Here is a 1278-nt window from a genome sequence, read left to right as displayed (position 1 = left end):
GTATTTTCACTAGTATCACTACCGCACGCAACCAATGTAATGGAACTTAATAATATGGCTATCCGCTTCAACATAACTTTCCTTTAGGTTGGTGTTACCCACTAAAAGTAGACACCCTAATTATGCATACCTGCTTTCATATTCCATTGGACTTAAATACCCCAATGCTGAATGCAATCGTACGCGGTTATAAAATATTTCTATGTATTCAAATATACTCGCTTTAACTTCCTCAAGCGACTGATATTTTTCGTAAAATACTAACTCCACTTTTAACCTAGAATAGAATGACTCCATCACCGCATTGTACCAACAATTGCTTCTTCTACTCATACTTGCTTTAGCGCCCATTTTACTTATTAACCCTTGGTACTTTAACGCTCTGTATTGGACACCTCTATCTGAGTGAATAATCAAGCCTGCTCTGACTTCTCTGCGCTCTATGGCCATTTTCAACGCGTTCATTATCAGTGATTCTGTCATTTGTGTATCAAGTGACCAACCAACTATTGCTCGAGAAAATAGGTCCATCACTGTAGCAAGGTAAAGCCACTGTCCTTTACATCTTATATACGTGATATCTGTTACCCACTTCTCGTTTGGTGATGCCGCTGAAAACTGCCTATTTAATACGTTTTCAGCCACATTTAGCGTCGCATAGCTAAAACGTGAGTAACGAAAGTTACGCCCATTCTTTGCTCGTAAACCTCTTTCACTCAGTACCTTAGCAACTGTGTTCAAACTACATTTAATCGCGTTTTGTTTTAGTGCTATCGCCAACCTCGGTGCACCATAGCGCGCCTTAAAACGTTCAAAATATTCAACAATATGAGACTCAAGATAACGCCTTCTCTCCTCTTTGCTGCTTGGTGCTCGATTTAAAAAACGATAATAACCTGAACGTGATACGCACAATGCCTTACACATTATGGTAATACGATAAACCTCTTTGAATTGCTTAATTAAGGCGTACTTTACTCTTGGCTTTTCGCAAAGTACGCGGCTGCCTTTTTTAGAAACTCATTCTCTTCTTTTAAATCAGCTAGTTCCTGCTTCAGTCGCTTCATCTCCGCCGAATCAAAGGTCTTAAACTGAACGCCATTAATCGAGCTAAACTGCTTATCTGTCAAACGATTAAACTGTCTTCGCCAGTTATAAATTTGCTGGGCTGATATTCCGAGTTCTTCTGCAACCGACGCATTCGTATTGCCTTTTTGATCAGCTCTACGAACTGCTTCTCTTCGGAACTCTTCTGTGTAGGATTGCTTTTGCTTTTTT

General features: G+C 39.7%; 2 protein-coding genes. Both read right to left on the bottom strand.

All coding sequences use genetic code 11. From position 1 onward, the window contains the following. Positions 1–120 precede the first annotated feature (120 nt). Positions 121–963 carry an IS3 family transposase gene (locus tag CWB72_RS18205; RefSeq protein ID WP_252371594.1) on the bottom strand — a complete coding sequence of 281 codons (843 nt, stop codon included), beginning with the start codon at positions 961–963 and terminating at the stop codon, positions 121–123. 11 nt (positions 964–974) lie between these two features. Then, positions 975–1278: transposase (locus CWB72_RS18200; protein ID WP_212747907.1), on the bottom strand; the 304-nt coding region annotated here is incomplete at its 5' end.

This window comes from Pseudoalteromonas phenolica, from assembly GCF_005886345.1.
In the GTDB taxonomy this organism is placed as follows: domain Bacteria; phylum Pseudomonadota; class Gammaproteobacteria; order Enterobacterales; family Alteromonadaceae; genus Pseudoalteromonas; species Pseudoalteromonas phenolica_A.
Note: the sequence above shows the minus strand (reverse complement) of the source record. Positions and strands in the feature narration are given on the sequence as shown.